Origin of the sequence: Trichococcus collinsii (assembly GCF_900107505.1) — a bacterium.
GTDB classification, from domain to species: domain Bacteria; phylum Bacillota; class Bacilli; order Lactobacillales; family Aerococcaceae; genus Trichococcus; species Trichococcus collinsii.
The window spans coordinates 1-24,560 of the sequence record NZ_FNQH01000007.1 but is presented as its reverse complement, the minus strand read 5'-3'; the positions used below and the strand labels follow the sequence as shown (position 1 = coordinate 24,560).

The following is a 24,560-nucleotide window of genomic DNA, read 5'->3' as shown; positions in this document are numbered from 1 at the left end:
AATGTAAGCGATTCATTCTTTTTTTCGGATCCATTTTTCGGTTCTTATGCCGCTGGGATGCCAAAAGAATGAGCAGATAAAAGGGGGGAAATGCTAGTGTGGAAAAATAGAATGTTGCCTGAAATATCCAAAATTGCTAAATTTAGAATACCGGTCGGAGAAGGCCTATTTTTGAGACAGTGCGCTTCTTGGCAAAACCTTTTCCATCTGCCTTCATCTTATCGCTACCCTACTGGAAGCATCCAGGGCTATATTACACGATTGAATTGGACCGATGAATTTATCATTCTTGAAAAAGAACATAATGAAGCATTCGAATATTTTATTATTGATAGAAGAATTGAATCTGTAAAAGGCCCTTTTTCAATAGAAGGGTTCGAGAAGGCATTAAAAGAGGAAGCGATCGAGCTGCCATTGATTGAATTATCGGAAATGGACTGGATCATTAACTTTTAGAAGATACCAAAAATACCAAAAGCCGTAATGGACGCATGTGGATCATGTTTCCTTACGGCTTTTTGCTGTAGAATTTTACTTTGCGCCAGATATTCCTGCTGATGTGACGCCGCTCTTGTCAGTGATTCTGACATCCGTCATATTCCCTACTCTCTCATGTTAGATTTATTTTAATCATATTGACCAAAAAAATACAAAACCATCCAACATTACTTCAATTTGATGAGAATTCATATTAACATTCTCATCAAATTGACATTTAAACGCTTTCGAACGCTGGTTTAATAGCTTTGTTATATATTCTAACACGGAACGTAAGCAGGATATAGCATCAATAAAATTATTTCTATAAACTAAGACTATACTACGACAGGAGGAGGAATTATTATGTTTTCATCAGTAGACACATTATGGACCTTAGTGGGAACGGTATTGGTATTCTTTATGCAAGCCGGTTTCGCTATGGTTGAGACGGGATTCACTCGCGCCAAGAACGCGGCGAACATCATTATGAAAAATCTTATGGACTTTGTGCTCGGATCGTTGGGATTCTTCCTCATCGGATACAGTATCATGTTCGGAGACGATATTGCCGGCATCATCGGAACGCCTGCCCTATTTATGGATGGACTTGATTCCACCATTCCCGGAACCGTACACTTCATGTTCCAAAACGTATTCGCGGCAACTGCAGCGACAATCGTATCCGGAGCTGTTGCGGAAAGAACAAAATTCAGCTCTTATCTCGTGTACTCTTTCATCATCTCCTTAATTATCTATCCGATCTCGGGTCACTGGATCTGGGGCGGCGGATGGTTAGCTCAAATGGGCTTCATAGACTTCGCTGGATCCACAGCCGTGCATATGGTCGGAGGCATCGCTGCTATTGTCGGTGCTGCTATTGTCGGTCCGCGTATCGGAAAATATAAAGATGGTAAAGCACAAGTCATTCCTGGTCACAATTTAACGATTGGTGCCCTTGGCGTATTCATCCTATGGTTCGCATGGTTCGGATTCAACGGAGCTTCAACCGTTGCAGCAACCGGTGACGAAACCCTTGCCTTGATCGGTACTATCTTCTTGAATACAAACTTATCCGCAGTCACAGCTACTCTGGTCACTCTCTTATTCACTTGGAAAAAATATGGTAAGCCCGATGTATCAATGGCGCTGAACGGTTCATTGGCAGGTCTCGTAGCGATTACTGCAGGCTGTGCCGTCGTATCTCCTTTCGGCGCTATCGCCATCGGATTCATCGCCGGATTTGCCATTGTGCTTGCTGTTGAATTCGTCGATCAAAAGTTAAAGTTCGATGATCCTGTCGGTGCTTTCAGTGTACATGGCGTGAATGGTGCCTTAGGAACACTCTTAGTCGGTGTCTTCGCAACTGATGGTGGATTATTGTACGGAGGCGGTTTCAACATGCTGGGGGTCCAAGCTTTGGGGGTCGCATCTGTAGCAGCCTACACAGCTGGTTCCATGTACATAGTCTTCAAGGTCATCCAAAAGACAATGGGTCTCCGCGTTACTGCTGAAGAAGAAATCGTCGGTATGGACGTCGCTGAGCATGGCTTGACTTCAAGCTACCACGACTTTGTCGCAACGACCGCATTCGAAGATTACGTGACGGACAACAGCAAACCTGCTGCAGTTCCTACTGTCCAAGAAGTAGATCTCAGCAAAATTGGATCCTTCAAATTGGCTGATTCAGGCTTCACGATGAACAAAGTGGAAATCATTGCCAATCCGGATAAACTGGAGCGTCTGAAAGCGGAATTGAACGCTATCGGCGTAACCGGCATGACGGTAACATCCGTGCATGGTTACGGGCTCCAAAAAGGCCAACAAACCTTCTATCGTGGTGCGAAGGCTGAGGGCAATCTTTTACCGAAAGTCCGCATCGAAACGATCATCAGCGAAGTGCCTGTCGAAGAAGTCATCCGCGCTGCCCGTCGCGCTTTATACACGGGTCATGTCGGTGACGGTAAAGTCTTCGTTTCCCCGGTTGCCGATGCCTTCCGTATCAGTAATAGTGATTCAGGCCCAGCAGCCCTAAAATATTACTAAACCGAAAAACAAAGACAAAATAAATAATAACTATAAATAGTAGCCACAAACCACGGCTGAGGTTTGTGGCTACTATTTTTTATGAACCACTAGTAAGCGTCCACACGCTCACCCACCAAATTGAAATTTAATTTCACTAAAATGTATCAAATTTATGTGAAATCATATATTTATGAAAAATAAAAAACAAGGAACATTTTCCGAAAAATTTTTTCAAGTAAAAATACTCAAAAACCTTGTAAAAACAGCCTTAAAAAGTCTTTTTAAATGTTCGAATAAAACTTAAGCAACATTCATTTGTTAGCCAAAGCTTGAAATTTTATTTCATTATGCTACAATGAATTTGTTGGAAAAGCGTTTTCAAAGGGGTGGTTCTATGTTAGGCATTTCGGTTTTTCTTGGAGAGGATTTAGCAAAGGAGACAATAGACTATCTACGTTCCATGAAAAATAGTGGTTTTAATGGTGTTTTTTCTTCGCTACACATTCCGGAAGACGACAGCACAAAGTATCTTGAACGCTTGACTACATTGGGGAGTTGGTCAAAGAATTTAGGGATGGAGTTGATGGTTGATATTTCAGGGTCAGCTTTAAATAAAATTGGGTTGTCTTTTGAAGATCCTTCAGCAATAATTTCAACCGGCATAACTGGTTTACGAATAGATTACGGCATTTCAAATCAAGTTATCGCTGATTTGTCGCATTCAATGAAGATTTCTCTGAATGCCAGCACGATCGCCGATACAGATGTTGCGGAATTAAGGATTGCTGGGGCTGATTTTCAAAACTTGGAAGCGTGGCATAATTATTATCCTAGGCCAGAAACAGGGATAGCTAAAACGGTTCTGATTGCTAAAAATAGGTGGTTGAAACAATTAGGGTTTCGTATAATGGCTTTTGTTCCCGGGAACGCATCACTGAGAGGCCCTTTATTTGAAAGTTTACCGACTCTCGAAAAACATCGCCATATGCATCCGTTGGCAGCAACGATTGAATTGCTTGAAGACTGCTTGGTGGATGATGTTTATATTGGTGATCCAGAAATAGACTATAAAACCCAACTTCAATTTGAGGCGTATTTCAATGAAGATCGCCTACTCTTGTTCGCGACACCCGAAAAACGATCTGCTTATACGCAGATCGTTTTGGGAAACCATCAGAACCGTTGGGATCCGGCGCGCGATGTGCTGCGCAGTGCCGCTGCTCGCTTTAAGCAGATTGGAATCGTTCAACCTGAAGGCCAGAAGCCCCGTCCAAAGGGAAGCGTTACTTTGGACAACCAGCTTTATGGACGCTATGCGGGAGAAATTCAAATAACGCTTCATCATTTACCAGCCGACAAAAAAGTAAACGTCGTGGCTCAGATTATCCCAGAGGATATTCCATTATTGGATTGGTTTGCCGCTGGTCAACAATTCGAGATTCAATTGAATAAAGACTTAAAAAGAGGGGTTTATGAGAATGAATTTAGGTAAATTAGCAACAGAAACAAGAAACGAACAAACAATGGCATTGGATACATTATCCACGGAAGAATTACTACGGCTTATGAATCAAGAGGATCAAACTGTTGCAAACGCCGTATCACTTGAGATTCCACAAATCACTAAAGTAGCCAATGCAATCATACAATCTTTTAATCAAGAAGGACGTTTAATTTATATGGGCGCTGGAACGAGCGGACGATTGGGAGTATTGGATGCAGCTGAATGTGTACCTACTTTTAGTGTCGATCCAAGTATGGTACAAGGATTGATTGCTGGAGGAATGAAAGCAATGACGTTAGCTGTAGAAGGCGCTGAAGATTCAAAAGAATTGGGCGCACAAGATTTGGCAGCGATCGAATTGACCAAAAAAGATATTGTTATCGGAATTGCGGCTAGCGGAAGGACACCTTATGTCATTGGCGGACTGGAATACGCCGGAAAGGTTGGCGCAATGACGGCTACGATTTCATGCAATAAAGCGGCCGAAATCAGTGCATTTTCTCAACTTCCTATTGAAGTTGAAGTCGGGCCAGAGATTTTGACCGGTTCAACACGCTTGAAGTCAGGAACAGCCCAGAAATTAATATTAAATATGCTATCGACAGCCGCCATGGTCGGAATCGGGAAAGTTTACCAGAATTTAATGGTGGATGTAAAGCCATCAAATAAAAAACTAGAAGAACGCGCTAAGCGCATTATCATGGATGCAACGGAATGTTCATATGAGGTCGCCAGCGAAATGTTTGAAGCTGCAGATCATCAAGTAAAACTTGCAATCGTCATGATTTTAAACGACTCTTCGCAAGCAGAAGCCCGCGAAAAATTAATTGCTGCAAAAGGATTTATTCGTAAAACAATCGTGTAAAAAAACATTAACCTAGGAGGGTACAAAAATGGCTGAAACAAAAGAACAACGTTTAGCTAGAGAAATCTATGCGCAAGTTGGCGGTATGGGAAATGTCAATAAAGTGATTCACTGCATGACACGGGTACGGATGGACATCAAAGACAACGCAAGCGTTAATTTGGATGGATTAAAAAAAATCGATGGTGTGCTAGGAATCGTTGAAGATGACACCTTGCAAGTTGTCTTAGGCCCTGGAATTGTAAATAAAGTAGCAAATGAAATGGTCGGCATGGCGGGTGTGCGGTTAGGAGAAGTCATCCCGATGCAACCATCAACTAGCGCAACTTTGTCTGGCCGCGAAGAAGCTGAAAGGAAAGCTGCAATCACGAAAGCCAATCAGAAAAACAAGAACAATACTCCTTTTAAACGAGCACTAAAGTCCATCGCTAATATTTTTGTTCCATTAATCCCAGCATTCGTTGGAGCCGGTATTATTGGCGGAATAGCGTCTGTCATGCAGAATATGCTGACCGCTGGCTCTTTGAGCGGCGAATCATGGGTAACCCTTGTCGTTGTGTTGAATATTATTAAAAGCGGCCTCTTTGCCTACTTAAACATCTACGTTGGGATTAATGCTGCAAAAGTATTTGGCGCGACAGAAGGGCTCGGCGGGGTTGTAGCCGGAATCATCTATCTAACCGGGATGAATCCGGAACTGCCTTTGCCAAATGTATTTACAGGCGGCAATTTAGTTGCAGGACAAGGCGGAATTATTGGAGTTATCTTTGCGGTCTTTCTATTATCCATTGTTGAAAAATGGTTGCGCAAATTCATTCCAGATTCCATCGACGTCATTGTGACACCAACAATTTCTTTACTGCTAATCGGAATATTAACAATTTTCTTGATTATGCCGATTGCAGGTGTTATTTCTTCTAGCTTGGTTGGAGCAATCACTTGGGTCCTGAATGTGGGCGGCGCTTTTGCAGGATTCGTTCTGGGCGCTACGTTCTTGCCAATGGTGATGTTCGGACTCCACCAAATATTAACACCGATTCATATCGAAATGATTTCGACGCAAGGTATGACCTTACTCTTGCCGATCCTGGCAATGGCAGGTGCCGGTCAGGTTGGAGCGGCATTGGCTCTTTGGGTAAAGTGCCGTAAAAATAAACAGCTGACGAATATGATCAAAGGGGCATTACCTGTTGGAATTTTAGGAATTGGAGAACCACTAATTTACGCAGTAACGCTGCCTTTAGGCCGTCCGTTCATCACCGCTTGCATTGGTGGCGGTATTGGCGGTGCAGTGATCGGTGCAATTGGCGGAGTTGGAGCAACAGCGATCGGTCCGTCAGGTGTAGCTTTATTGCCGTTGATTTCGAACAACCTGTGGTGGGGATATGCATTAGGCTTAATAGCAGCTTATGCGGGAGGATTTGTAGCAACCTTTTTATTCGGGGTTCCTGAAGAAGCAATGGAACCTTCAGAATTGCCTTCAAGTGAACCAGCACATCCTGAGATGGTTGACCTGGAAGAATCAAGTGTTGTAAGATAAAATAGTCGAAGAATAAATAGGACCTCTAAGTCTGTTGATTTAGAGGTCCTTCTTTTTACTGAAATGGGAGGAGAGGTCTTATGCAGAGCAATCTTTTATTTAGGATCAAAGAAAAAATGGCGGATTTACCCCAATCAGAAAAAAAGATTGCGGCTACGATCTTAGCTGATCCAACAGCCGTAATCCAAATGAATGCGACAAGTTTAGCTTTGCAAGCCGGTTCCAGTCCTGCCGCAGTCATACGTTTCTGTCATTCAATTGGTCTAAAAGGGTTTACCCAATTAAAGTTAAACTTATCAGCAGATACTCAAGGGATCCAAGAAAAACTGTACAGTGAAATTCAACCGGATGAAAAACTCGAGCAAATCAAAAAGAAGTTTTTAATGCAAACCTATCATGTTTTTGAAGAAACTAACCAAACCTTGACAAACGATTGTGTCGCACGAGTCACTCAATGGTTTCATGAAAGCAAAGTAATCTTTGCTTACGGGGTCGGAGCTTCCCATTTAGTAGCCTTGGATTTGCAACAAAAATTCAGTCGGATCGGAAAATCGATCATCTGCTCGCAAGACCAACATCTACTTGTGACATCAATGTCAGTAATGGAAGAAAATGCGGTTTTTTTGGGCGTTTCCAATAGCGGCGAAAAGCAAGAAGTTATCGCCTTAATGAAAACTGCTAAAAAACTCGGGATAAAAAGTATTTCACTAACCAAAGACACGACCAATACATTAAGCCAACTGTCAGATCTTTCGTTAAAAACAGCCAACAGCCCTGAAGCCCCTTTGCGAAGCGGCGCTACTGTCTCGTTATTAGCACAAATGTATGCTGTTGATTTATTATTTTATGATTTTGCAACCAAGTATTACGATACAACGATTGAAAATTTGGAGAAATCAAAGGAAGCTATTCATAGCTTAACGCATGGGTCATAAGAACATGATTGAACGAATCAGTTCAGTTTTTCTTGTGAACTGATTGTTGTAAAACGCTAACCGTATCATACGTCCGATGGTTTTGATTCTGGGGTATTTCCGTTTTTTTGTTTACTTGCGCTTTGCTATAATAAGGACTGTGATGGTGGCTCTCCATCAATCGACGAGGAGGAAAATAGATATGTGGGTCATCAAACCTTTTGAAGAACTCACGGCGAGGGAACTGCACCTGATCTACAAAGAACGGACAGCGGTTTTCGTTGTGGAGCAGAAATGCCCTTATCAAGAAGTGGATGACACCGACCTCGTCAGCATCCACTTCTGGAAGCAAGCGGATGACCGGTTGCTAGCCTATACCCGGCTGATCCCGGAAGCAGAGGGAGTGCGTATCGGACGCGTTCTGGTTCCGCAAGGCGAACGCACCCATGGCTACGGCCAAGAATTGATGCAGGTCGTGCTGGGGTATGCAAAGACTCATTTCCCGGGACTTCCTGTGCATGCACAGGCGCAAGCCTATCTGCAGGATTTTTATTGGACTTTCGGATTCCGGCCCGTATCGGACATCTACCTGGAAGATGATATACCGCACATCGACATGATCATCCCTACGCAGAATAGCCAAACAGAAAACATAAACCAACAGGAGGAAAAACGTGAATAAATATCTTACCGCAAGCATACTAGGTATCATCAGCATCGGAATCAACGTTTGGATCATGTACCAGACACGCTATGACAAAGGCCTGAATCCGATCACAAAGAAAAATCTGGAGAAATTATCCTACGCCCTGATCGTCGCCGCCATAATGTTCATGACGTTCGGTTAACCCAAAATAAAAAGCCCATCGCGGGCTTTTTTATTTTGTCAGAGTCATTATTTTCCCTTAACGATTATCTGATGTTACACCTGAATCCGCAGATCTTTTCTGCTGTAGATCAGATAGCTCAAACCTAATGTTAACAAGCTTCCGATGATGCAGATGACCATGTACTCCCAGGAAATCCCCTCTTCCAACAAGGCCGCTGGATGTGCGTATTCAATAGGCGACAAAACACGCAGGAATTCATAGTCCTCAACCATCTTCGAGACAAGGCCGATCATATACGTGCCGAACACTAGCAATAACGCGACTCCACTTGTTGAACGGCTGCTCGCGATGAACGTCGAGAAAAGGAATCCGATTGAATAAAAGAACAACAATACCAACGACTCCGCGCCGAAAATCAGCGTGATATCTTGTACGATTTCCACAAAATCGGCTCCATCCTCTTTGAACAGATAGATGAACAACAAAGCCGCACTGTACAGGACGATCCAAAAGATTATCAGCAACACCAAGTTAGCGATGTATTTGCTCGTGACAATGGCTTTCCTGCTAATTGGTTGGGCATACAGATACTCGATTGTGCCGTTCGTCTCTTCCTTGATCAGCGCTTGCGCCCCTTTCATCGTTGCAAAAATGCAGGCTGCCAAAAAAAGATACTGAAAAATATAGGCAAAAAATCCAGTAGCCTGCAATAAGCTCGCTCCATTCGTGAGGGAGAAGGCCTCCAGCATCTCCGGTGGCATCGCATCGAGCTTGGTCGTCAAGATATCCTCCATCCCTTGATTTGCCATGACGGGAAACATGGCCATCATCAGCCCCATAATCAGAACCATAAAGAAAAGCCAAACGAATAACCCGCCGCGTTCCTGTTTCCACTCCAATCGGATGCTATTCATGGGATTCACCTCCACCATATAGGGTCATGAATTTTTCCTCCAGATTCTGATTACGGATTTCTATATCCTCCAAATCCAAGGATGACATATCTGCCAAAATCTGATTCACGTTGTCCTTGTACAACAACGAAACAACCCGGTCGGTCCTGGAAAGGACACGGTAACCTTTGGACTCAAAATCCTCCGTTCCGATGGCTGAACCGGTCAGCGTCACCACTTTCCCTGGCTGATAACCGGATGCCATATCTTCCACGGAAATGATTTTCCCTTCGCGGATGAAGGCAGTGCGCGTGCAAAATGCTTCCACTTCCGGCAGGTTATGCGTAGAAATGAAGATGGTTGCGCCTTCCTTGTTGTGGTAGTTTAGTTCTTCAAACAAACGGTGCTGCATCAAAGGATCCAACCCATTCGTAGGCTCATCAAGTATCAACAGTTCCGGATTGAAAATCAGACTGTTCACGATCGCGACTTTTTTCCGATTGCCCAAAGACAGGTCCTTCATTTTCTTTTTCGGCTCCAACGCGAAGCGTTCCACATAGTATGCCATCATTTCTTTTATGTTGTGTATATGGTGGAATTTCCCCGTCATCATCAAAATTTCTTCCACGGTCAAATTGCTGTAGTAATGCACATCACTCGGGACATACCCGATGATGCGCTTCAGGCTCTCGGAGTCTTTCTGGGCGTCCAGTCCGAAAATTCTGGCACTTCCCTTGCTCGGCTTTATGAAATCAAGCAACAGTTTGATGGTTGTCGACTTTCCGGCCCCGTTCGGCCCGATGAACCCGAACCGTTCGCCTTGCTCCACTGTGAGGTGGACATTGTCCAAAGCTGCACGCTTGCGGTAAATTTTGGTCAAACCTTCCATTTCGATTGCTTCCACGGTAACCCCTCCTCTAAAGAATTTTACATATATCCATTATACGTTTTCTCGGCGGAAGTTTACAGCAACAGCACGTTTTTCTTCCCTGAACGACACAAAAGGCCGAGACAAATTTGTCTCGGCCTTTTGCATTAGTGCTCTTAGTACATGTTCAAGTATTGTTCTCTTTCCCACTCTGTTACTTGTTGGATGTAAGACATTACTTCGATTTCTTTTGATTCGATGAAGTTGTTGCTGATGTGGTCGCCTAATGCACCAACCAATAATGGGTTTTTAGACAACTCTTCAAGAGCTTCTTGCAATGTTGTAGGTAAGTCCAAAATTCCATTTTCGTAACGGTCTTCAGCTGACATTTGGTAGATGTTGCGGTCGATTGGAGCTGGAGCTTCCAATTTGTTCTTCACGCCGTCAAGACCTGCAGCCAATAATGTAGCTAAAGCCAAGTATGGGTTAGCAGCTGGGTCAACGCTACGTAATTCAACACGAGTAGACATACCGCGTGATTCTGGGATACGGATCAGCGGTGAACGGTTTCTTCCACTCCATGCGATGTATACAGGCGCTTCATACCCAGGAACCAAACGTTTGTAAGAGTTAACGATTGGGTTGCAGACAGCTGTAAAGCCGCGAGCATGTTTGATCAGACCAGCGATGAATTGGTAAGCTGTTTCGCTTAATTGACGATCATCATTTTTGTCGTAGAAGGCATTGCCGTTTTCGTTGAATAAAGACATATTGAAATGCATTCCGGAACCGTTGATTCCGAATACTGGTTTAGGCATGAATGTTGCATGCAAGCCATGTTTGCGGGCTACAGTCTTAACGATCAGTTTGAACGTTTGGATGTTGTCGCAAGCTTCAACAGCATTTGCGTATTTCCAGTCGATTTCGTGTTGTCCTGGTGCAACTTCGTGGTGGCTTGCTTCGATTTCGAAACCTAAAGCTTCTAATTCCAAAACAATGTCACGACGGCAGTTTTCGCCTAAGTCAGTAGGAGCCAAGTCGAAGTATCCACCTTGGTCGTTCAAGTTAAGGGTTGGGTTGCCTTTTTCATCCAATTTGAACAGGAAAAATTCAGGTTCAGGTCCTAAGTTGAACTCAGTGAAGCCTAATTCTTTCATTTCTTTAAGAGCGCGCTTCAAGTTGCTACGTGGGTCTCCAGCAAATGGCTCGCCGCTTGGTTGGTAGATATCACAGATCAGACGTGCAACTTTGCCTTGTTCAGTGCCCCATGGGAATACTAACCATGTATCCAAATCTGGGTACAAGTACATATCACTTTCTTCAATACGTACAAAACCTTCGATGGAAGAACCGTCGAACATCATTTTGTTGTCTAATACTTTTTCTAACTGGCTGATAGGAACTTCCACGTTTTTGATTGTTCCTAAGATGTCAGTGAACATTAAGCGTAGGTAACGGACGTTATCATTCTTTGCTGATGCGATGATTTCTTCTCTAGTAAATTTTGGCATTTGTATTCCCTCTCCTTGACTATGCTTTGTGTATTTTTTGTTTTTTATAATCTTCCCCAAGGTTTACTTGAATCCCCAGGGTTAAATCCACTTGCGTTAAGAATTTCTTTGTAGAGGATGCGACGGACATCTTCGTCTGTCAAGTTTTTGTGTTTGTTTTCAAGTTCCTCTTCTTGTTGCTTCTTCAGTCTTTCAGTACTGTACATCCGTTTGATTGCAGTGATGTTCAACCCTTCAGCCAAATAGTCTTTGACTTCCAGCAAACGATCGACGTCGTTTAATGAAAACATCCGGCGATTGGTGTCTGTCCGCTTAGGATGAACGAGGTCTTGCTCTTCGTAATAGCGAATCTGTCTTGCTGTCAGATCCGTCAGCTGCATGACCGTTCCGATGGTAAAAACAGCCATCGAACGTCGTAGCTCTTTTTCTTTCATACCAACCCCTCCATCGAAGCTTCTGAGTTGAGTGAACCACAGATGTATACTTTTTCTTCAGGAGTTAGCGCCTGTTGAGAAAAAGGTAATTCTTTTCAGCAATTAATCGTATTTCCTAACAATTAATTGAGTGATTTAATACAACAAGAATACTCCAAATTCTCATACAAGTCAATGCTACCTTAACATCGCGTGTAACATTTTCTAACACATACATAAACCCTTGTCAGAATAACATTTGAAAGGCATTTCATCTCCCCTTGATAGGCCAATTTCCTCGCATGGAAATAAAAAAAGAGGTGCTTAATGAAAAAAATATTAAAAAAAAATGTGAGCCAAGAGGCTCCAATAAAAAGAGGCCTGAACATAAGTCCCGACCTCCATACTGCTATTATTTATCGTTTCCCGCCATAATCCTAATTCACTCGGGTAAGCCGGCTAGCCTCCCTTGCCTTCAGGAACAGGGGAACCTGTTCAATGACCAGGTTTGTGTTTTCCAACCCAAACCATCTTGCGGGGGATCCTGTCCACGCCTTGATGTTATATTTCAAACTTAAGATAAAGCGGCTGAAAACAGAAAGATCGCTTTCTGGCGAAATGGCCTTGCGGACCAACACAAAGCAGAAGTCGCCGATTTCTTTGTCGTGATAGATTGTGTACGTTTGCTTTTGGGGTTTGATTCTTCCCTCTTCCATCATCTCCTGGATGATTTGGCGCAAGTATACATTGATCCGTTGCTCAATCTTGAAACCCAAACGCAACTGTACTTTGAAGCAGAAGTCTGTACCATAGTCCTCCACCTTATATTCCTGGGTGTACGGTTCGTCGGTGACGGCTACGTTGATGAACCAATACACGTCGGCCCGCTTCGGCCGCTTATCCAATATGGAGTAGAGAATATCTCGATCAACAGATCCTGCATTTTGATTGCTCGTCAGGAAGACCAGGTTATTCGCATATACAGGCAAGGAATCATCTTCCTTCAGTTTTTTGAATTGGCCGATAAAGTCCGTCATCGGGTATTCCAATCGCTGTAATGATTCAATCTTACTCCCCTTATGCCAGACGAACATGATGGCGAAAAGAATGGCACCCATAAGGATCGCGACATAACCGCCATGGAAGAATTTGGTTGCGCTGGAGATGAAGAAGGTCGCCTCCAATGTGCCGAAGAAAACGAACATGATTAGAGAAACGATGATATTGAAATTCTTCAAGCGCAGAAATTCGAACAGTAGTATTGTAGTCATCAACATCGTGATGGTGATCGCCAGACCGTAGGCAGCTTCCATCCGGATCGATGTTTTGAAGTAAAAGACAACTCCCATACATGACAACCAAAGGATGTTGTTCACCAAAGGGATGTACATTTGTCCCTTGGTTTGGGAAGGGTATTGGATCTTCAGATGCGGTAACAGATTCAAGCTGATTGCCTCCGAAACAAGCGTATAGGACCCGGTAATGAGTGCCTGCGAAGCGATGATCGCGGCGAGTGTACTCAACAGAACTGCAAAAAAACGCAAGCCGCCCGGCAGCATTTCAAAAAATGGATTGAAATCTTCAATATGATAGAGCGCAGCGCTTGATTTGGCTTGCATCAACCAAGCTCCTTGGCCCAAGTAATTCAGCAGCAAGGCCGCCTTTACAAAGGGCCAACTACCATAGATATTCTTCTTGCCGACATGTCCCATATCCGAGTACAAGGCTTCTGCTCCGGTTGTAGCCAAGAAGATGCTACCCAAAATCATAAAGCCGGCGTGGTTCTGCTCGCTCAGGAGCAGATCGATACCGCGCATCGGGTTGAAGGCACGCAGTACGTTCGGATTGCCGATCACTTGCCATAAACCCAGCCCGCCGATAAACGCAAACCAGAAGGCCATGATGGGTCCAAATGCTTTCCCTATCGTTTTCGTTCCGAGGCGTTGGATCATGAATAAAGCCGAGATGATCGTCATCGTTATCGCTAATATTTTTCCTTGTCCCTCGCCTAGGAAGCCCTCGAAGAACGGGATGCTGCGCAAGCCTTCGACAGCTGTCGTAACCGTTACTGCCGGGGTCAAAATGCCATCAGCCAGCAAGGCCGCCCCACCCACCATAGCCGGAATAATCAGCCATTTTGCGCGTTTGTGGACGAGTGTATAAAGCGAGAAAATACCGCCCTCTCCATGGTTATCAGCCTGCATAGCGATAAGCACGTATTTGATTGACGTAATCAGCGTGACCGTCCAGATCACCAAGGACAGCGCCCCAGTGATGAATGAATCCGACAATGACTCCAGCCCGCCATTCCCCTCGACAATAGCTTTCATGACATAGAGCGGTGAGGTACCGATATCCCCATAAACGACTCCCAGCGCTACAACAACCGCAGCCATGCTCAAAGGAATCTGCGGATGCTTTTCTTTCTGCGTTTCCAATCTATTTTTCCTCCAATGTCCTAAATATCTTTTTTATTTTAAAAACTACCTAATTATAGCTTTTTTTCAGGGGCGGTCAAGCGCTTTCCGAAAGATCAGCCTGCAGTTTTTTCTCGGTATCCCCAATCAGTCGAAAAGCCCGGCCATCTCCAATACCGACGCGATGTCCAACAGCCACTCTTCTTTTCCTTTCGGAGCCGTGAACTGCACCCCCAACGGCAATCCGGCAGCAGTGCAGTACACCGGCAGGCTGATGGCAGGCTGCCCGGTCAAATTCGCTTGCTGCGTGAACGGGGTCACGCCCAGACTCTCCTCAAACATGGTCCAGACAATCTCCTTCCGGTCCGCTGCCGACAGCAGATCCGCCTTGCGCATCCGATCCTTCAGTTCTGCGCTTTGGAAAGGGTGATCGATCAGAGGAGCGCTGTCTGCCGTAGTCGGCTGCAGCAGCAGATCATAGTTCCCATGGAACTGATCCATCGTGGCTGCAGCTTGGTCCCAAAGGCCCAACGCCAAGGAGTAGTCGCCTCCGGAGATTGTCCGGCCGTACTGATAGAGGGACCAAGAAACCAATTCCATATCGTCCACCGTCAATGGGCGCCCTAGTTTCGCGGAAAAACCTCTCAGCATGGCATCCGTTTCAGCTCCGTTCATCGCGTAGTATGCCTCCATCAAACGGATGCCGTCGATGTCGGGCGTTTTTTCTTCCACCTCGTAGCCCAACTCCTCCAGCACTGCCACTGTTTGGAGTACAGCCCGTTTTGCGTCAGTGCTGACTAAAGATTTCACCGGAGATTCCAATGAATAGGCGATCCGGAATTTGCGCTGCTTACCGGATTGCTGTTCCTGAAAATGGCTCCCGGGAAACAAAGGCGTCTGGAACGGAGCTGCCGCTTGGACAGTCTGCAAGGCATCCAGCATCATCGCTGTATCCCTTACCGTCTTCGTCAAGGCAAAGCTGATCGATGCGCCTTGCCAGCCGCGGTAAGATCCCGGCCCCACCGGCGTTCTTCCTCTTGTCGGTTTCAGTCCCACCAAACCTGTGAAAGAGGCCGGGATCCGGATCGATCCGCCCCCATCACTGGCGGTGGCGATGGCCACCATATCCGCCGCGACAGCCGCTGCCGCACCTCCGCTGGAACCTCCCGGAGAATGGTCCCGATTGAAAGGGTTTCTGGCCGGCCCATGGATGACGGCATCCGTGATGTTCTTGAACCCGAATTCGGGTGTACTCGTCTGGCCGATGACGATGAAGCCGGCCCTCTCAACCGCTTCGATAAAATGGCTAGTTCGGGGAGCAACATAATCCCTCAGCAACCGCGAGCCTGATGTCGATGGCTCCCCTGCAAGATCCTGGCCCAAATCTTTGATCAGGATTGGCACGCCTCCAAATAAGGTATTCCCGAAATCTCGTGTCCCGGCTTCATGCAGCGCTCTTTCCATCCGCGTGTGCACGACGGCATTGTAGCGGGGATTTTCTTTTTCTATCTTTTTGAAAGCATCCTCAATCAATTCTTCAGAGGATACCTTTTTCATTTTTAAAAGTCCGGTGTAATACAGGGCATCTTTCTGGCGATCCATAAAAAGCCTCCTTCTCATTTTCACACTTTCTTCCATTGTAGGTTCCCTGTCCCAAAAAGGCAACGGTTTGCCGGTTGCTTTACCTTCCCATTCCTTATTCCGTCAGTATTCAGCATCCTGACGACAGTATTTTTAAATCGTTTTTAATGACAACCAAACTGAAATATAGTAGAATCCTTCTATTGTACCAATTTTGGAAAGTGTACAGAAACAGACAGATTAGATGAGAATTCATAGGAAATGGAGCAGGACACGATGAACGAAAGATATAAGGACTTACAATTGGCGGAACAGGGCGCACGACTTAGCATGGTTGCCTACATCACTCTCTCTTTCGCAAAACTCTTCATCGGAAATGCCTTCGGATCAGCTTCTTTGAGTGCCGACGGATTGAACAATTTCACGGATGTCATTTCCACCGTTGCAGTCATGATCGGATTACGGATTGCTCGTCGTCCAGCTGACGAAGATCATCCTTATGGCCACTGGAAAGCGGAAACGATAGCGAGCCTCTCCACTTCCTTCATCATGCTTCTGGTCGGCCTGCAGGTGCTGTTCTCAAGTTTTTCGAAACTAACCGGAGGAGAGTTCACCACACCTGATGTCGTATCCGGTGTTACCGCCCTGATTGCAGGGTTTATCATGATAGGAGTCTACATTTTCAACAATCGCCTCGCAAACCGCATCAACAGCATCGGATTGGCTGCTTCCGCAAAAGACAACCTGAGCGATGCCCTGACCAGTTTTGCGGCGGCAATCGCCATTTTCGGCTCCATCTTCGGGCTATATTGGTTGGACGGCGTCATGGCTGTCATCGTAGGGGTCGTCATCATCAAGACTGCAATCGATATCTTCCGAGAAAGTGCTTTTTCCTTGTCCGATGGTTTTGAAACGAATTATTTAACCGAATACCGACAAGCCATTCTCGATATTCCTGACGTCGAACAAGTGACGACCATTGCTGCGCGCAGCTACGGAGCAAATGTCTATGTTGATGTGACCATTCTGCTGGATGCGGAGCTGACAGTGCTGCGCAGCCACGAGATCACGGAAGAGGTCGAGGAGCGCATGCGCACGGCATTCAATGTTTTTGAAACAGATGTCCACGTAGAACCTCTAACGCACTGATGTTACAAGTTTTATAGGCCGGACGTCATTTTGATGGTATAATAACAGACGGATTTATACAGATTATTTTGGCGGACGCAGCTGTCATTAAGATCTGTCCGTCTTTTTTTTTTGGAAAAAAATACATTTATTGGGAGGATTTATGAAAGAAGAGAAACATTACGGCTTATTCACCGCAGTATCCATGATCGTCGGCATCTGCGTCGGATCAGGGATCTTTTTCAAAGCCGATGACATTTTGGGCGCGACCGGAGGAAACGTAGCATTAGGGATTTTGGTTTTCTGCATCGGCGCATTCAGCATCATTTTCGGAAGCATCACATTGACGCAATTAGCTAACCGGACCGAAAGAACCGGCGGCGTCGTCGCTTATTTCGAGGAGTTCATCTCCGATAAAGCAGCGAGCGCGTTCGGCTGGTTCCAGTTATTCGTTTACTTACCGACAATCATAGTCGTCGTGAGCTGGGTATCCGGCATTTACACTTGCATGTTGTTAGGCTTGCCGAACACCTTGGAAACACAAACACTTCTCGGGACGGGCTACATGGCATTCTTCTTCTTGTTGAATTATTTTTCGCTCAGATTGGGCGGCTATTTTCAGAATCTCGCCACCATCATGAAACTGATTCCGCTGATTGCTGTCGCTATTGTCGGCATTTTCTGGAAAGAACCGGCTCCAATCGTTCCTCCTGAATTGGCGGTTCCGGTCACAAATGTCGGCTGGGGCTGGCTGGCTGCACTGGCGCCAATGGCCTTCTCCTACGATGGTTGGACAATCGCAACAAACATCACGCATGAAGTAAAGAACCCCAAACGAACGATGCCTTTAGCTTTGACCATTGGACCTTTGGTAGTTTTGGCCATCTATTTGACCTATTTCAGCGGCTTGGTCTCCATCGCTGGCTCAGAGTACATCTTGGCGGTGGGCGATGAGGCCACCACAACAATCGGTATTTCCTTGCTGGGCGAACGTGGCGGCAGCATCATTCTTTCCTTTGTATTAATCGCTATCTTGGGCGTAACTAATGGTGTAATCATGGGTATCCTACGTTTGCCGCAAGCATTGGCAGAAAAAAACATGTTGCCGAACAGCTCTAAGGTAAAACGGATTGATCCAAAGAGCCAACTATCCCCGGCAGCCGCACAAATCGCCTTTGCGGTATCCCTTGTGTGGATGTTATTGCACTATTTGAGCCAAAAATCCGGGATTCTGGGTGGCGGAGATGTCAGCGAAATCGCGATTGTCTTCAGTTATATGACTTATGTCATCCTTTATCTGAAAGTCATCAGCATGAAAAAAGAAGGTATCATAACCAGTTCTTTCTTCGGTTCGATCACCCCGGTATTCGCGATTATGGGCTCTGCCATCATTCTGATCGGCGGCATCGTGTCCAATCCGACTTATGTACCGATTTTCATCCTGTTCTGCTTCGTAGTTTGCTTCATCGGCTATAAATATTACGAGAAAAAAGTAACAGCTTAATCAAAATACCCCGGTTTATCAGAAGAAAGTTCTGATAAACCGGGGTATTTTTTCCTAGTTATGCAACTATCTATTCGCTCTGCTGTGCCGTCTCCGAAATAACCGTTGAACGTTTAAACACGAACACAAAAACGATCCATGCAGCCAACGTCGAGCCGGCTGCAAACAAGGTCGGAAGATTCATGTTGATGGTGGTTAAAAAGGCCGCCAAAATGGGAGGGAGCGCCTGCGCCAGACTGACGATGGACTGATTGATGCCGAGAATTTCGCCTTGCGAGGAACGGTCGGACATACTGGATACAATCGCCGTGCTGTTCGGTTGCGTCAATCCCTGGAAAATCGCAATGAAGGGGATGATCACGTAAATCCAGCCGGCTTGATCAGGGAGCAGCAGGAAGGGAAAGGTAGCCGCCAACAGGATACTTGAAACCGACAGGATTTTCATTGGTGAAAATCTTTTTGAAAGCGGCCGTAAAAAGGCGCCCTGTGCCGCTGCAATCCAAATACCCATGTAGGCGAATAAATCGCCGATTTGAGATTGATTGAACTGGAACTTCCCTACCAGAAAGACTTGGAAAAACTGCGTGAAGAAATTGAAGCCAACCGTCAGCAAAAAGATGACTGCGAATATGGTGCGCAGTTGTTTGATTTCAAAAGCTTTGCGGATGTTCTTGACTCCTGCCAATGGATCAATGCGGCCGGTTTTTTTATTTTTCAACGTTTCAGGGAACCGTTTAAGGACCATCAGGATATTGATTGCGGTCAACACTGCGGCAAACCAAAACGGCGTTGCAAAATCGAACCAACTTAAAATGGATGGATCAGACAATTTCCCGCCTAGGTAGGGCCCGATGACAAAGCCCAGGCCAAATGCCATACCGATCAGGCCAAAGTTTTTGGCTCTGTTGGAATCATCGCTGATGTCGGCAATGGCAGACTGAGCAATCGAAATATTCCCCCCCGTGAAGCCATCGATTGCGCGGCCGATGAACAGCAGCCAGATGTTATGCGTCAGAATTCCGATTGCAATCAACAGATATCCCCCTAACGTCCCTAACAAGGAAGCGAGGAGAATTTTTCGACGCCCCATACGATCAGCGAGAGCGCCCAGCATGGGCGCTCCAAAAAACTGCATGAGCGGATAAGAAGCAATCAGGAAGCCGTAGATGATGGTGCGCAGCGAGAAGTCGTACTCCATCGGCAGCAGGCCCGCCATAGGGTTGAGAATGACCGCCGGCAAAATCGGGATGATGATGCCCAGACCTAAAAGATCGATGAAAACAGTAAAAAATATGGGCAGTATGGGGTTCGCTTTATCGTTTTTCATAAAAACAGCTCCTAACACGAATTTGTGTATCGTTACACAGTGGTGTATACTTTCTTTTTGCTATTTTTTATTGTAAACTAAAATGAAATAAAATCAAGTATCACGAAAGGTGATTGTGATGGAAAATCCTACAAAATCACGGACAATGAAGAAGCGCGATAAGACCCACCAGGATATCCTCGCCGTTGCGGCTGAACTCATCAGCGCAAAAGGATCGCTTAGTGTCAGTCTGGAGGAAATCTCAGCGCAGGCGGATGTTGCACGAAAAACGATATACAATCATTTTGAGAACAAAGAAGCGCTCATCAATGAATTGTTCACACCCCTCTGCAATCATGCCCAGGCCTACCTTAACCGCTTTGATCAGGAACAAGCGCTCACTCTCGATCATATATGGGACTATTGCCTGGAACTGTGGGAACAAGAGGATTATCATGCCATGGTACTCTATCAAGTGAGTCCGGAAGACTACCCAAATCTCTCCGTAATCAAGGATAGCTTCATTTTTATGTTCAAAAAATTGATGGAACGCATTCCGGAATGCATCAGCCGATCTGATGAGGAACGCACGCAAGCGGCAAACTGCATCTACCTGACCTATTTGCCACTCCTTCAGGTTCTTGAAGAACGGAAAAACTACCAAAAAGCGTTCCGGTTGGCAATGACAGGATTGACCCGCGGAGTTTTATTGACCGACTAAAGATTCTGTTGATAATCATTTCGAGAACAAAGAGAGGCTGGGACAAAAGTCCAAGCCTCTCTTCACATTATAATTAATTTTTGAATGAATGGATCGGTGCCGGACTGCGTCCGCCACGATTGATGAAGTCAGCAGAGCTTTCTTTGTGGACCGGCATTACAGGAGCACGTCCCAGTAATCCCCCAAATTCAACGAAGTCGCCTACTTCACAGCCGATTGCCGGAATCACACGCACAGCAGTTGTTTTGTGGTTTTGAACACCGATTGCAGCTTCATCAGCGATCATGGCTGCGATTGTCGTCGCAGGAGTATCACCAGGGATGGCGATCATATCCAAACCAACAGAACAGATGGCAGTCATAGCCAGCAACATATCCAAACTGATTTGGTTTGCTGCCGCAGCATCTATCATGCGGTGGTCTTCCGATACAGGAATGAACGAACCCGAAAGTCCGCCGACATGGCTGCATGCCATTACGCCACCCTTTTTGACTGCATCATTCAATACAGCTAGCGCAGCGACTGTTCCGTGCGTACCGACTACACCCAAACCAAATTCTTCAAGGATTTCACCGACTGAATCGCCGACTGCAGGTGTCGGAGCCAAAGCCAAGTCGACGATGCCGAAGGGCACGCCCAATTTTTGGGAAGCGATGTTCCCGACCAATTGACCCATGCGGGTAATCTGGAAGGCTGCTTTCTTGATTGTATCAGCAACGATGTCCATCGGTTCGCCTTTTACTTTTTCCAAAGCACGTTTGACGACACCAGGACCGGAGATTCCGACGTGGATTTCACAATCAGCTTCTTCCACTCCGTGATAAGCGCCTGCCATAAACGGATTGTCGCCTACCGAGTTTGCGAATACTACTAATTTCGCACAACCAAATCCGTGTTGTTCAGCTGTTTTTTCAGCCGTTGCAAGCACGATTTCACCCATCAATTTCACAGCGTCCATATTGATGCCGGCTTTTGTGGAGCCGATGTTGACGGAACTGCAGACCTTGTCCGTAACTGCTAAGGCTTCTGGAATGGATTCGATCAGGATTTTATCACCCTTGTTGTAGCCTTTTTCGACCAAAGCCGAGAATCCGCCGATAAAGTCGACACCGACTTCCTTCGCCGCAGCATCCAACGTTTTTGCGTATGCCACATAGTCCGTATCATCGCTTGCGCCGGCAATCAAGGCGATCGGTGTCACCGAAATCCGTTTGTTCGTGATTGGAACGCCGTACGTATCTTCGATTTCCTGCGCTACGCTGACCAGGTGCTTCGCTTTGGTGGTGATTTTTTTGTATATTCTTTCACGAGCTTTTTCGCCATCGCTGTCGATGCAGTCCAATAAAGAAATCCCCATGGTGATGGTACGGATATCCAGATTGTCCTCTTCGAACATTCGGATGGTGTCCAAGATATTGTCAGTTCTTAACATTCAAATGTCCCCCTAGATCCGATGCATTGCATGGAATGTGTCTTCTGCCTGTAAACGGATGACCAAGCCTTGTTCTTCTTCAACTTTTTTCATCGCTTCTTTTACTTCTTTGACCGAATTATTTGCTTCATTCAATTCGACCATCAAAATCATAGTGAAGTATTCTTCCATGATGGTCTGTGAGATATCCAAGATATTTACGCCCAGACGCGCCAATTCCACCGATACGCTCGCTACGATTCCGGTATGGTCTTTACCTGTTACGGTCATGATTGCTCTCATCTTTTTTCGCCCCTGCTTCTTTAATTTTTTGTTGAGTCCATTATACCATTTTACACCAATATGAAAATCCAATTAAAAAATTTCTGTTCCTATTCTATCACATATAAAGGGAATGCCTACTGTTTTTTTGGAAAACGGAAAACAGTAACCGCTCTCTAATCATATTTTTCAATGCTCTTTCCCGAAACACGAATTTTTTTGCAGAATCCTCATTAAATCTATCGTTTTTTGGGAATAATTGCTACACTGGATATAAGCAAGTTCCAATCCAATATCAAGGAGGTTTTCTTAATGCAATTGATTCATTTTTCAGAAGACGGCCAAAGTCGCATCGGCATCAAGACCGATCGCGGTTTCCTGAATGTCGCCAAAGCGGCTGCGGCTTTATCGCTGCCTTTTCCTTCTTATATAGACGACATGCTGAAGGATCCGGAGCAGGCTACCCAACTGGACGCCATTCTGGCCCACGCGGAAACGCTGGCGGATCCCGCCTACTACGTTTCCATGGATGAGGTCACATTCCTGCCTGTCCTCTCCCGTCCCGGCAAGATCCTCTGCATCGGCAAAAACTATGCCGCCCATGTTGCGGAAACAAAAAGTGAAGCCCCGAAAAAACCGCTTGTTTTCAGCAAATTCACGAGCGCTTTGGCTGCCCACAAAGAAGGTATTCCGATTCCGGAGCATACGGACAAAGTCGATTACGAAGTCGAACTGGTGGCGGTCATCGGCAAAAAAGCTTATTGCGTCTCCCCGGAAAAGGCTCTTGAGCACGTAGCGGGCTACACAATCGGCAATGACGTAACCGCGCGTGACTGGCAAAAAGGCTCGCCGCAATGGTTATTAGGAAAGTCCCCGGATAAATTTGCGCCGCTCGGACCGGTCTACGTGACTGCCGACGAAGTGGATCCGACAAACCTGGCCATTTCCCTTAAATTGAACGGCGAGGTTCGTCAGAACAGCAACACGAATCACCTTATTTTCGACATCGCGACGATTGTTTCCTATATTTCCCAACACTTTGCGTTGGAACCCGGCGACATCATCTTCACCGGAACACCGGATGGGGTCATCCTTGGTTACCCGGAAGACGAACAAGTCTGGCTGAAACCAGGTGATGTCATCGAATCTTCCATCGAAGGCATCGGGACATTGGTGAATACTTTCCGATAAAAAACATCCAAAAGGCCGCCGCGTTATCCTGCTCAGGATAATGCGGCGGCCTTTTTTTTGTTAAAATGGACTTTTTTAAAAGATTGGTTCGGTGCCGACCGCCTGCAGTTGGAAATGCATCATTTCCATCGCCTGCAGCAGTGCCTCTGCCGTATCCAACGAGGTCAGGCACGGCAGATTGTTGTCCGCTGCTTCGCGGCGGATGAAATAGCCGTCGGTTTCCTCGGTCTTGCCTTCGGTCATGGTATTGATGATAAACTGGATTTCTCCCTCATGCATGCGTTTCAGGATATTTTCCCGTTTCGCTTCGCCGTTTTGGAGGATCGTGACCGGTACGTGGGCCTCCAGCAAGGCTTCCCCAGTACCCTTTGTTGCAAGCAAACGGTAGCCGACCGCAACCAAGCGTTTCGCCAGAGGCAAGATTTCGTGCTTGTCCTTGTCCGCAATCGTCAGAAGCGCCGTGCCGTACTCGGGAATCTCGATATTGGCGGCACGGAAAGCTTTGTACAGCGCTTTGGAAAGGATGGCATCCTTGCCGATGATCTCCCCGGTAGACTTCATTTCCGGCCCCAGAACGGTGTCGACTTTCTTCAGTTTGTTGAAACTGAAGACCGGCATCTTCACGTATACGCCTGATTTTGACGGAACTAGACCAGTCCGGTAGCCTTGATTTTTCAGTTTGATGCCCAAGATGCCTTGCATCGCCAAGTTCGCCATCGGAATGCCGGTCACTTTGCTCAGGAACGGGATCGTCCGGCTCGCGCGCGGATTCACTTCGATGATGTAGACGACGCCTTCACTGATGACGAACTGGATGTTCACCAAACCGATGGTATTCAGCCCTTGCGCCACGCGGATCGTGTAGTCTTCGATCGTCTGGATCAATTCAGGCGACAGATTTTGCGGCGGATAGACAGCGATCGAGTCGCCCGAGTGGACGCCTGCGCGTTCGATGTGTTCCATGATGCCCGGAATCAGGACGGTTTCGCCGTCGCAGATGGCATCGACTTCCAGCTCTTGTCCGATCAGGTAATGATCGACCAGGACCGGACGTTCCGGACTGGCTACGACCGCTTCGCGCATATATTTCTCCAGATCCGCTTGGTTGTAGACGATCTGCATCGCCCGTCCGCCCAATACGTAGGACGGACGCACCAAGACCGGATACCCGATTTC

The 24,560-nt window shown here is 46.1% G+C and carries 23 protein-coding genes; 12 read left to right on the top strand and 11 right to left on the bottom strand.

Annotation, left to right across the window (positions count from 1 at the left end):
• Window positions 1-96: 96 nt before the first annotated feature.
• Window positions 97-456, top strand: a complete 360-nt coding sequence (locus tag BLV66_RS12855) for a DUF3997 domain-containing protein (RefSeq protein ID WP_086986603.1) — start codon at window positions 97-99, stop codon at window positions 454-456.
• Here the strand turns inward: BLV66_RS12855 and BLV66_RS15625 are convergent.
• Window positions 453-590, bottom strand: coding sequence for a hypothetical protein (locus BLV66_RS15625; RefSeq protein WP_176974272.1), 138 nt, complete (start codon window positions 588-590; stop codon window positions 453-455). The two genes, BLV66_RS12855 and BLV66_RS15625, sit on opposite strands and share 4 nt — an antisense overlap.
• A 253-nt stretch (window positions 591-843) precedes the next feature.
• On the opposite strand from BLV66_RS15625, the gene BLV66_RS12850 reads away from it, so the two are divergent.
• The 7 genes from BLV66_RS12850 (at window position 844) to BLV66_RS15620 (ending at window position 8,176) form a co-directional block, all read left to right on the top strand.
• Window positions 844-2,523 carry an ammonium transporter gene (locus BLV66_RS12850; protein ID WP_086986602.1) on the top strand — a complete coding sequence of 560 codons (1,680 nt, stop codon included), beginning with the start codon at window positions 844-846 and terminating at the stop codon, window positions 2,521-2,523.
• Window positions 2,524-2,899: 376 nt separating this feature from the next.
• Window positions 2,900-3,997: a DUF871 domain-containing protein gene (locus BLV66_RS12845; RefSeq protein WP_086986601.1), complete on the top strand. Its 1,098-nt coding sequence runs from the start codon at window positions 2,900-2,902 to the stop codon at window positions 3,995-3,997.
• Complete coding sequence (gene murQ / locus BLV66_RS12840) at window positions 3,984-4,874, top strand: N-acetylmuramic acid 6-phosphate etherase (protein ID WP_086986600.1); 891 nt, start codon at window positions 3,984-3,986, stop codon at window positions 4,872-4,874. The genes BLV66_RS12845 and murQ overlap by 14 nt, the downstream gene beginning before the upstream one ends.
• A gap of 28 nt (window positions 4,875-4,902) precedes the next feature.
• Window positions 4,903-6,414: a PTS transporter subunit EIIC gene (locus BLV66_RS12835; protein WP_086986599.1), complete on the top strand. Its 1,512-nt coding sequence runs from the start codon at window positions 4,903-4,905 to the stop codon at window positions 6,412-6,414.
• Window positions 6,415-6,494: 80 nt separating this feature from the next.
• The gene (locus tag BLV66_RS12830) at window positions 6,495-7,349 is read left to right on the top strand and encodes a MurR/RpiR family transcriptional regulator (RefSeq protein WP_086986598.1); all 855 of its coding nucleotides are present in this window, start codon (window positions 6,495-6,497) and stop codon (window positions 7,347-7,349) included.
• A gap of 181 nt (window positions 7,350-7,530) precedes the next feature.
• Complete coding sequence (locus tag BLV66_RS12825; protein ID WP_086986597.1) at window positions 7,531-8,010, top strand: GNAT family N-acetyltransferase; 480 nt, start codon at window positions 7,531-7,533, stop codon at window positions 8,008-8,010.
• Window positions 8,003-8,176 carry a hypothetical protein gene (locus tag BLV66_RS15620; protein WP_176974271.1) on the top strand — a complete coding sequence of 58 codons (174 nt, stop codon included), beginning with the start codon at window positions 8,003-8,005 and terminating at the stop codon, window positions 8,174-8,176. The genes BLV66_RS12825 and BLV66_RS15620 overlap by 8 nt, the downstream gene beginning before the upstream one ends.
• A gap of 74 nt (window positions 8,177-8,250) precedes the next feature.
• Here the strand turns inward: BLV66_RS15620 and BLV66_RS12820 are convergent, their stop codons facing one another.
• The 6 genes from BLV66_RS12820 to BLV66_RS12795 all read right to left on the bottom strand — a co-directional run bounded on the left by BLV66_RS12820 (window position 8,251) and on the right by BLV66_RS12795 (window position 15,862).
• A complete protein-coding gene (locus BLV66_RS12820; RefSeq protein ID WP_176974270.1) occupies window positions 8,251-9,072 on the bottom strand; it encodes a DUF2705 family protein in 822 nt (273 codons plus the stop codon).
• Window positions 9,065-9,955, bottom strand: coding sequence for an ABC transporter ATP-binding protein (locus BLV66_RS12815; RefSeq protein WP_086986595.1), 891 nt, complete (start codon window positions 9,953-9,955; stop codon window positions 9,065-9,067). The genes BLV66_RS12820 and BLV66_RS12815 overlap by 8 nt, the downstream gene beginning before the upstream one ends.
• 140 nt (window positions 9,956-10,095) lie before the next feature.
• Complete coding sequence (gene glnA / locus BLV66_RS12810) at window positions 10,096-11,436, bottom strand: type I glutamate--ammonia ligase (protein ID WP_414718269.1); 1,341 nt, start codon at window positions 11,434-11,436, stop codon at window positions 10,096-10,098.
• 38 nt (window positions 11,437-11,474) lie between these two features.
• Entirely contained in the window at window positions 11,475-11,864 is a 390-nt protein-coding gene (locus tag BLV66_RS12805) for a MerR family transcriptional regulator (protein WP_086628750.1), read from the bottom strand.
• A gap of 416 nt (window positions 11,865-12,280) precedes the next feature.
• Window positions 12,281-14,239 (bottom strand): KUP/HAK/KT family potassium transporter, encoded by a 1,959-nt coding sequence (locus BLV66_RS12800; protein ID WP_086986955.1) that lies wholly within the window; start codon window positions 14,237-14,239, stop codon window positions 12,281-12,283.
• Between the two features lie 168 nt (window positions 14,240-14,407).
• The gene (locus BLV66_RS12795) at window positions 14,408-15,862 is read right to left on the bottom strand and encodes an amidase (RefSeq protein ID WP_086986593.1); all 1,455 of its coding nucleotides are present in this window, start codon (window positions 15,860-15,862) and stop codon (window positions 14,408-14,410) included.
• Between the two features lie 255 nt (window positions 15,863-16,117).
• Between BLV66_RS12795 and BLV66_RS12790 the strand changes: the two genes are divergently transcribed.
• Both BLV66_RS12790 and BLV66_RS12785 read left to right on the top strand, forming a co-directional pair.
• Entirely contained in the window at window positions 16,118-16,990 is an 873-nt protein-coding gene (locus BLV66_RS12790) for a cation diffusion facilitator family transporter (RefSeq protein ID WP_086986592.1), read from the top strand.
• 142 nt (window positions 16,991-17,132) lie between these two features.
• Window positions 17,133-18,473: an APC family permease gene (locus BLV66_RS12785; RefSeq protein ID WP_086986591.1), complete on the top strand. Its 1,341-nt coding sequence runs from the start codon at window positions 17,133-17,135 to the stop codon at window positions 18,471-18,473.
• 70 nt (window positions 18,474-18,543) lie between these two features.
• Here BLV66_RS12785 and BLV66_RS12780 read toward each other — a convergent pair whose 3' ends face one another.
• On the bottom strand, window positions 18,544-19,800 hold the full coding sequence (locus tag BLV66_RS12780) for an MFS transporter (protein WP_086986590.1): 1,257 nt from the start codon (window positions 19,798-19,800) through the stop codon (window positions 18,544-18,546).
• Between the two features lie 118 nt (window positions 19,801-19,918).
• Between BLV66_RS12780 and BLV66_RS12775 the strand changes: the two genes are divergently transcribed.
• Window positions 19,919-20,500: a TetR/AcrR family transcriptional regulator gene (locus BLV66_RS12775; RefSeq protein ID WP_086986589.1), complete on the top strand. Its 582-nt coding sequence runs from the start codon at window positions 19,919-19,921 to the stop codon at window positions 20,498-20,500.
• A gap of 73 nt (window positions 20,501-20,573) precedes the next feature.
• Here the strand turns inward: BLV66_RS12775 and BLV66_RS12770 are convergent, their stop codons facing one another.
• Window positions 20,574-21,932 carry a PFL family protein gene (locus tag BLV66_RS12770; RefSeq protein WP_086986588.1) on the bottom strand — a complete coding sequence of 453 codons (1,359 nt, stop codon included), beginning with the start codon at window positions 21,930-21,932 and terminating at the stop codon, window positions 20,574-20,576.
• Between the two features lie 12 nt (window positions 21,933-21,944).
• Window positions 21,945-22,214 carry an ACT domain-containing protein gene (locus BLV66_RS12765; protein WP_086986587.1) on the bottom strand — a complete coding sequence of 90 codons (270 nt, stop codon included), beginning with the start codon at window positions 22,212-22,214 and terminating at the stop codon, window positions 21,945-21,947.
• A 291-nt stretch (window positions 22,215-22,505) separates the two neighbouring features.
• Here BLV66_RS12765 and BLV66_RS12760 point away from each other — a divergent pair, with 291 nt between their 5' ends.
• Window positions 22,506-23,384, top strand: a complete 879-nt coding sequence (locus BLV66_RS12760) for a fumarylacetoacetate hydrolase family protein (RefSeq protein ID WP_086986586.1) — start codon at window positions 22,506-22,508, stop codon at window positions 23,382-23,384.
• A gap of 75 nt (window positions 23,385-23,459) precedes the next feature.
• Here BLV66_RS12760 and BLV66_RS12755 read toward each other — a convergent pair.
• A partial coding sequence (locus tag BLV66_RS12755) for an ATP-binding protein (protein WP_143033138.1) occupies window positions 23,460-24,560 on the bottom strand: 1,101 nt, incomplete at its 5' end.

Coding starts and splice junctions, on each gene's coding strand:
- BLV66_RS15625 (WP_176974272.1), bottom strand. CDS start 590: ATGTCAGAATCACTGACAAGAGCGGCGTCACATCAGCAGGAATATCTG.
- BLV66_RS12850 (WP_086986602.1), top strand. CDS start 844: ATGTTTTCATCAGTAGACACATTATGGACCTTAGTGGGAACGGTATTG.
- BLV66_RS12845 (WP_086986601.1), top strand. CDS start 2,900: ATGTTAGGCATTTCGGTTTTTCTTGGAGAGGATTTAGCAAAGGAGACA.
- murQ (WP_086986600.1), top strand. CDS start 3,984: ATGAATTTAGGTAAATTAGCAACAGAAACAAGAAACGAACAAACAATG.
- BLV66_RS12835 (WP_086986599.1), top strand. CDS start 4,903: ATGGCTGAAACAAAAGAACAACGTTTAGCTAGAGAAATCTATGCGCAA.
- BLV66_RS12830 (WP_086986598.1), top strand. CDS start 6,495: ATGCAGAGCAATCTTTTATTTAGGATCAAAGAAAAAATGGCGGATTTA.
- BLV66_RS12825 (WP_086986597.1), top strand. CDS start 7,531: ATGTGGGTCATCAAACCTTTTGAAGAACTCACGGCGAGGGAACTGCAC.
- BLV66_RS12820 (WP_176974270.1), bottom strand. CDS start 9,072: ATGAATAGCATCCGATTGGAGTGGAAACAGGAACGCGGCGGGTTATTC.
- BLV66_RS12805 (WP_086628750.1), bottom strand. CDS start 11,864: ATGAAAGAAAAAGAGCTACGACGTTCGATGGCTGTTTTTACCATCGGA.
- BLV66_RS12800 (WP_086986955.1), bottom strand. CDS start 14,239: ATGGCTGCGGTTGTTGTAGCGCTGGGAGTCGTTTATGGGGATATCGGT.
- BLV66_RS12795 (WP_086986593.1), bottom strand. CDS start 15,862: ATGGATCGCCAGAAAGATGCCCTGTATTACACCGGACTTTTAAAAATG.
- BLV66_RS12790 (WP_086986592.1), top strand. CDS start 16,118: ATGAACGAAAGATATAAGGACTTACAATTGGCGGAACAGGGCGCACGA.
- BLV66_RS12785 (WP_086986591.1), top strand. CDS start 17,133: ATGAAAGAAGAGAAACATTACGGCTTATTCACCGCAGTATCCATGATC.
- BLV66_RS12780 (WP_086986590.1), bottom strand. CDS start 19,800: ATGAAAAACGATAAAGCGAACCCCATACTGCCCATATTTTTTACTGTT.
- BLV66_RS12775 (WP_086986589.1), top strand. CDS start 19,919: ATGGAAAATCCTACAAAATCACGGACAATGAAGAAGCGCGATAAGACC.
- BLV66_RS12770 (WP_086986588.1), bottom strand. CDS start 21,932: ATGTTAAGAACTGACAATATCTTGGACACCATCCGAATGTTCGAAGAG.
- BLV66_RS12765 (WP_086986587.1), bottom strand. CDS start 22,214: ATGAGAGCAATCATGACCGTAACAGGTAAAGACCATACCGGAATCGTA.
- BLV66_RS12760 (WP_086986586.1), top strand. CDS start 22,506: ATGCAATTGATTCATTTTTCAGAAGACGGCCAAAGTCGCATCGGCATC.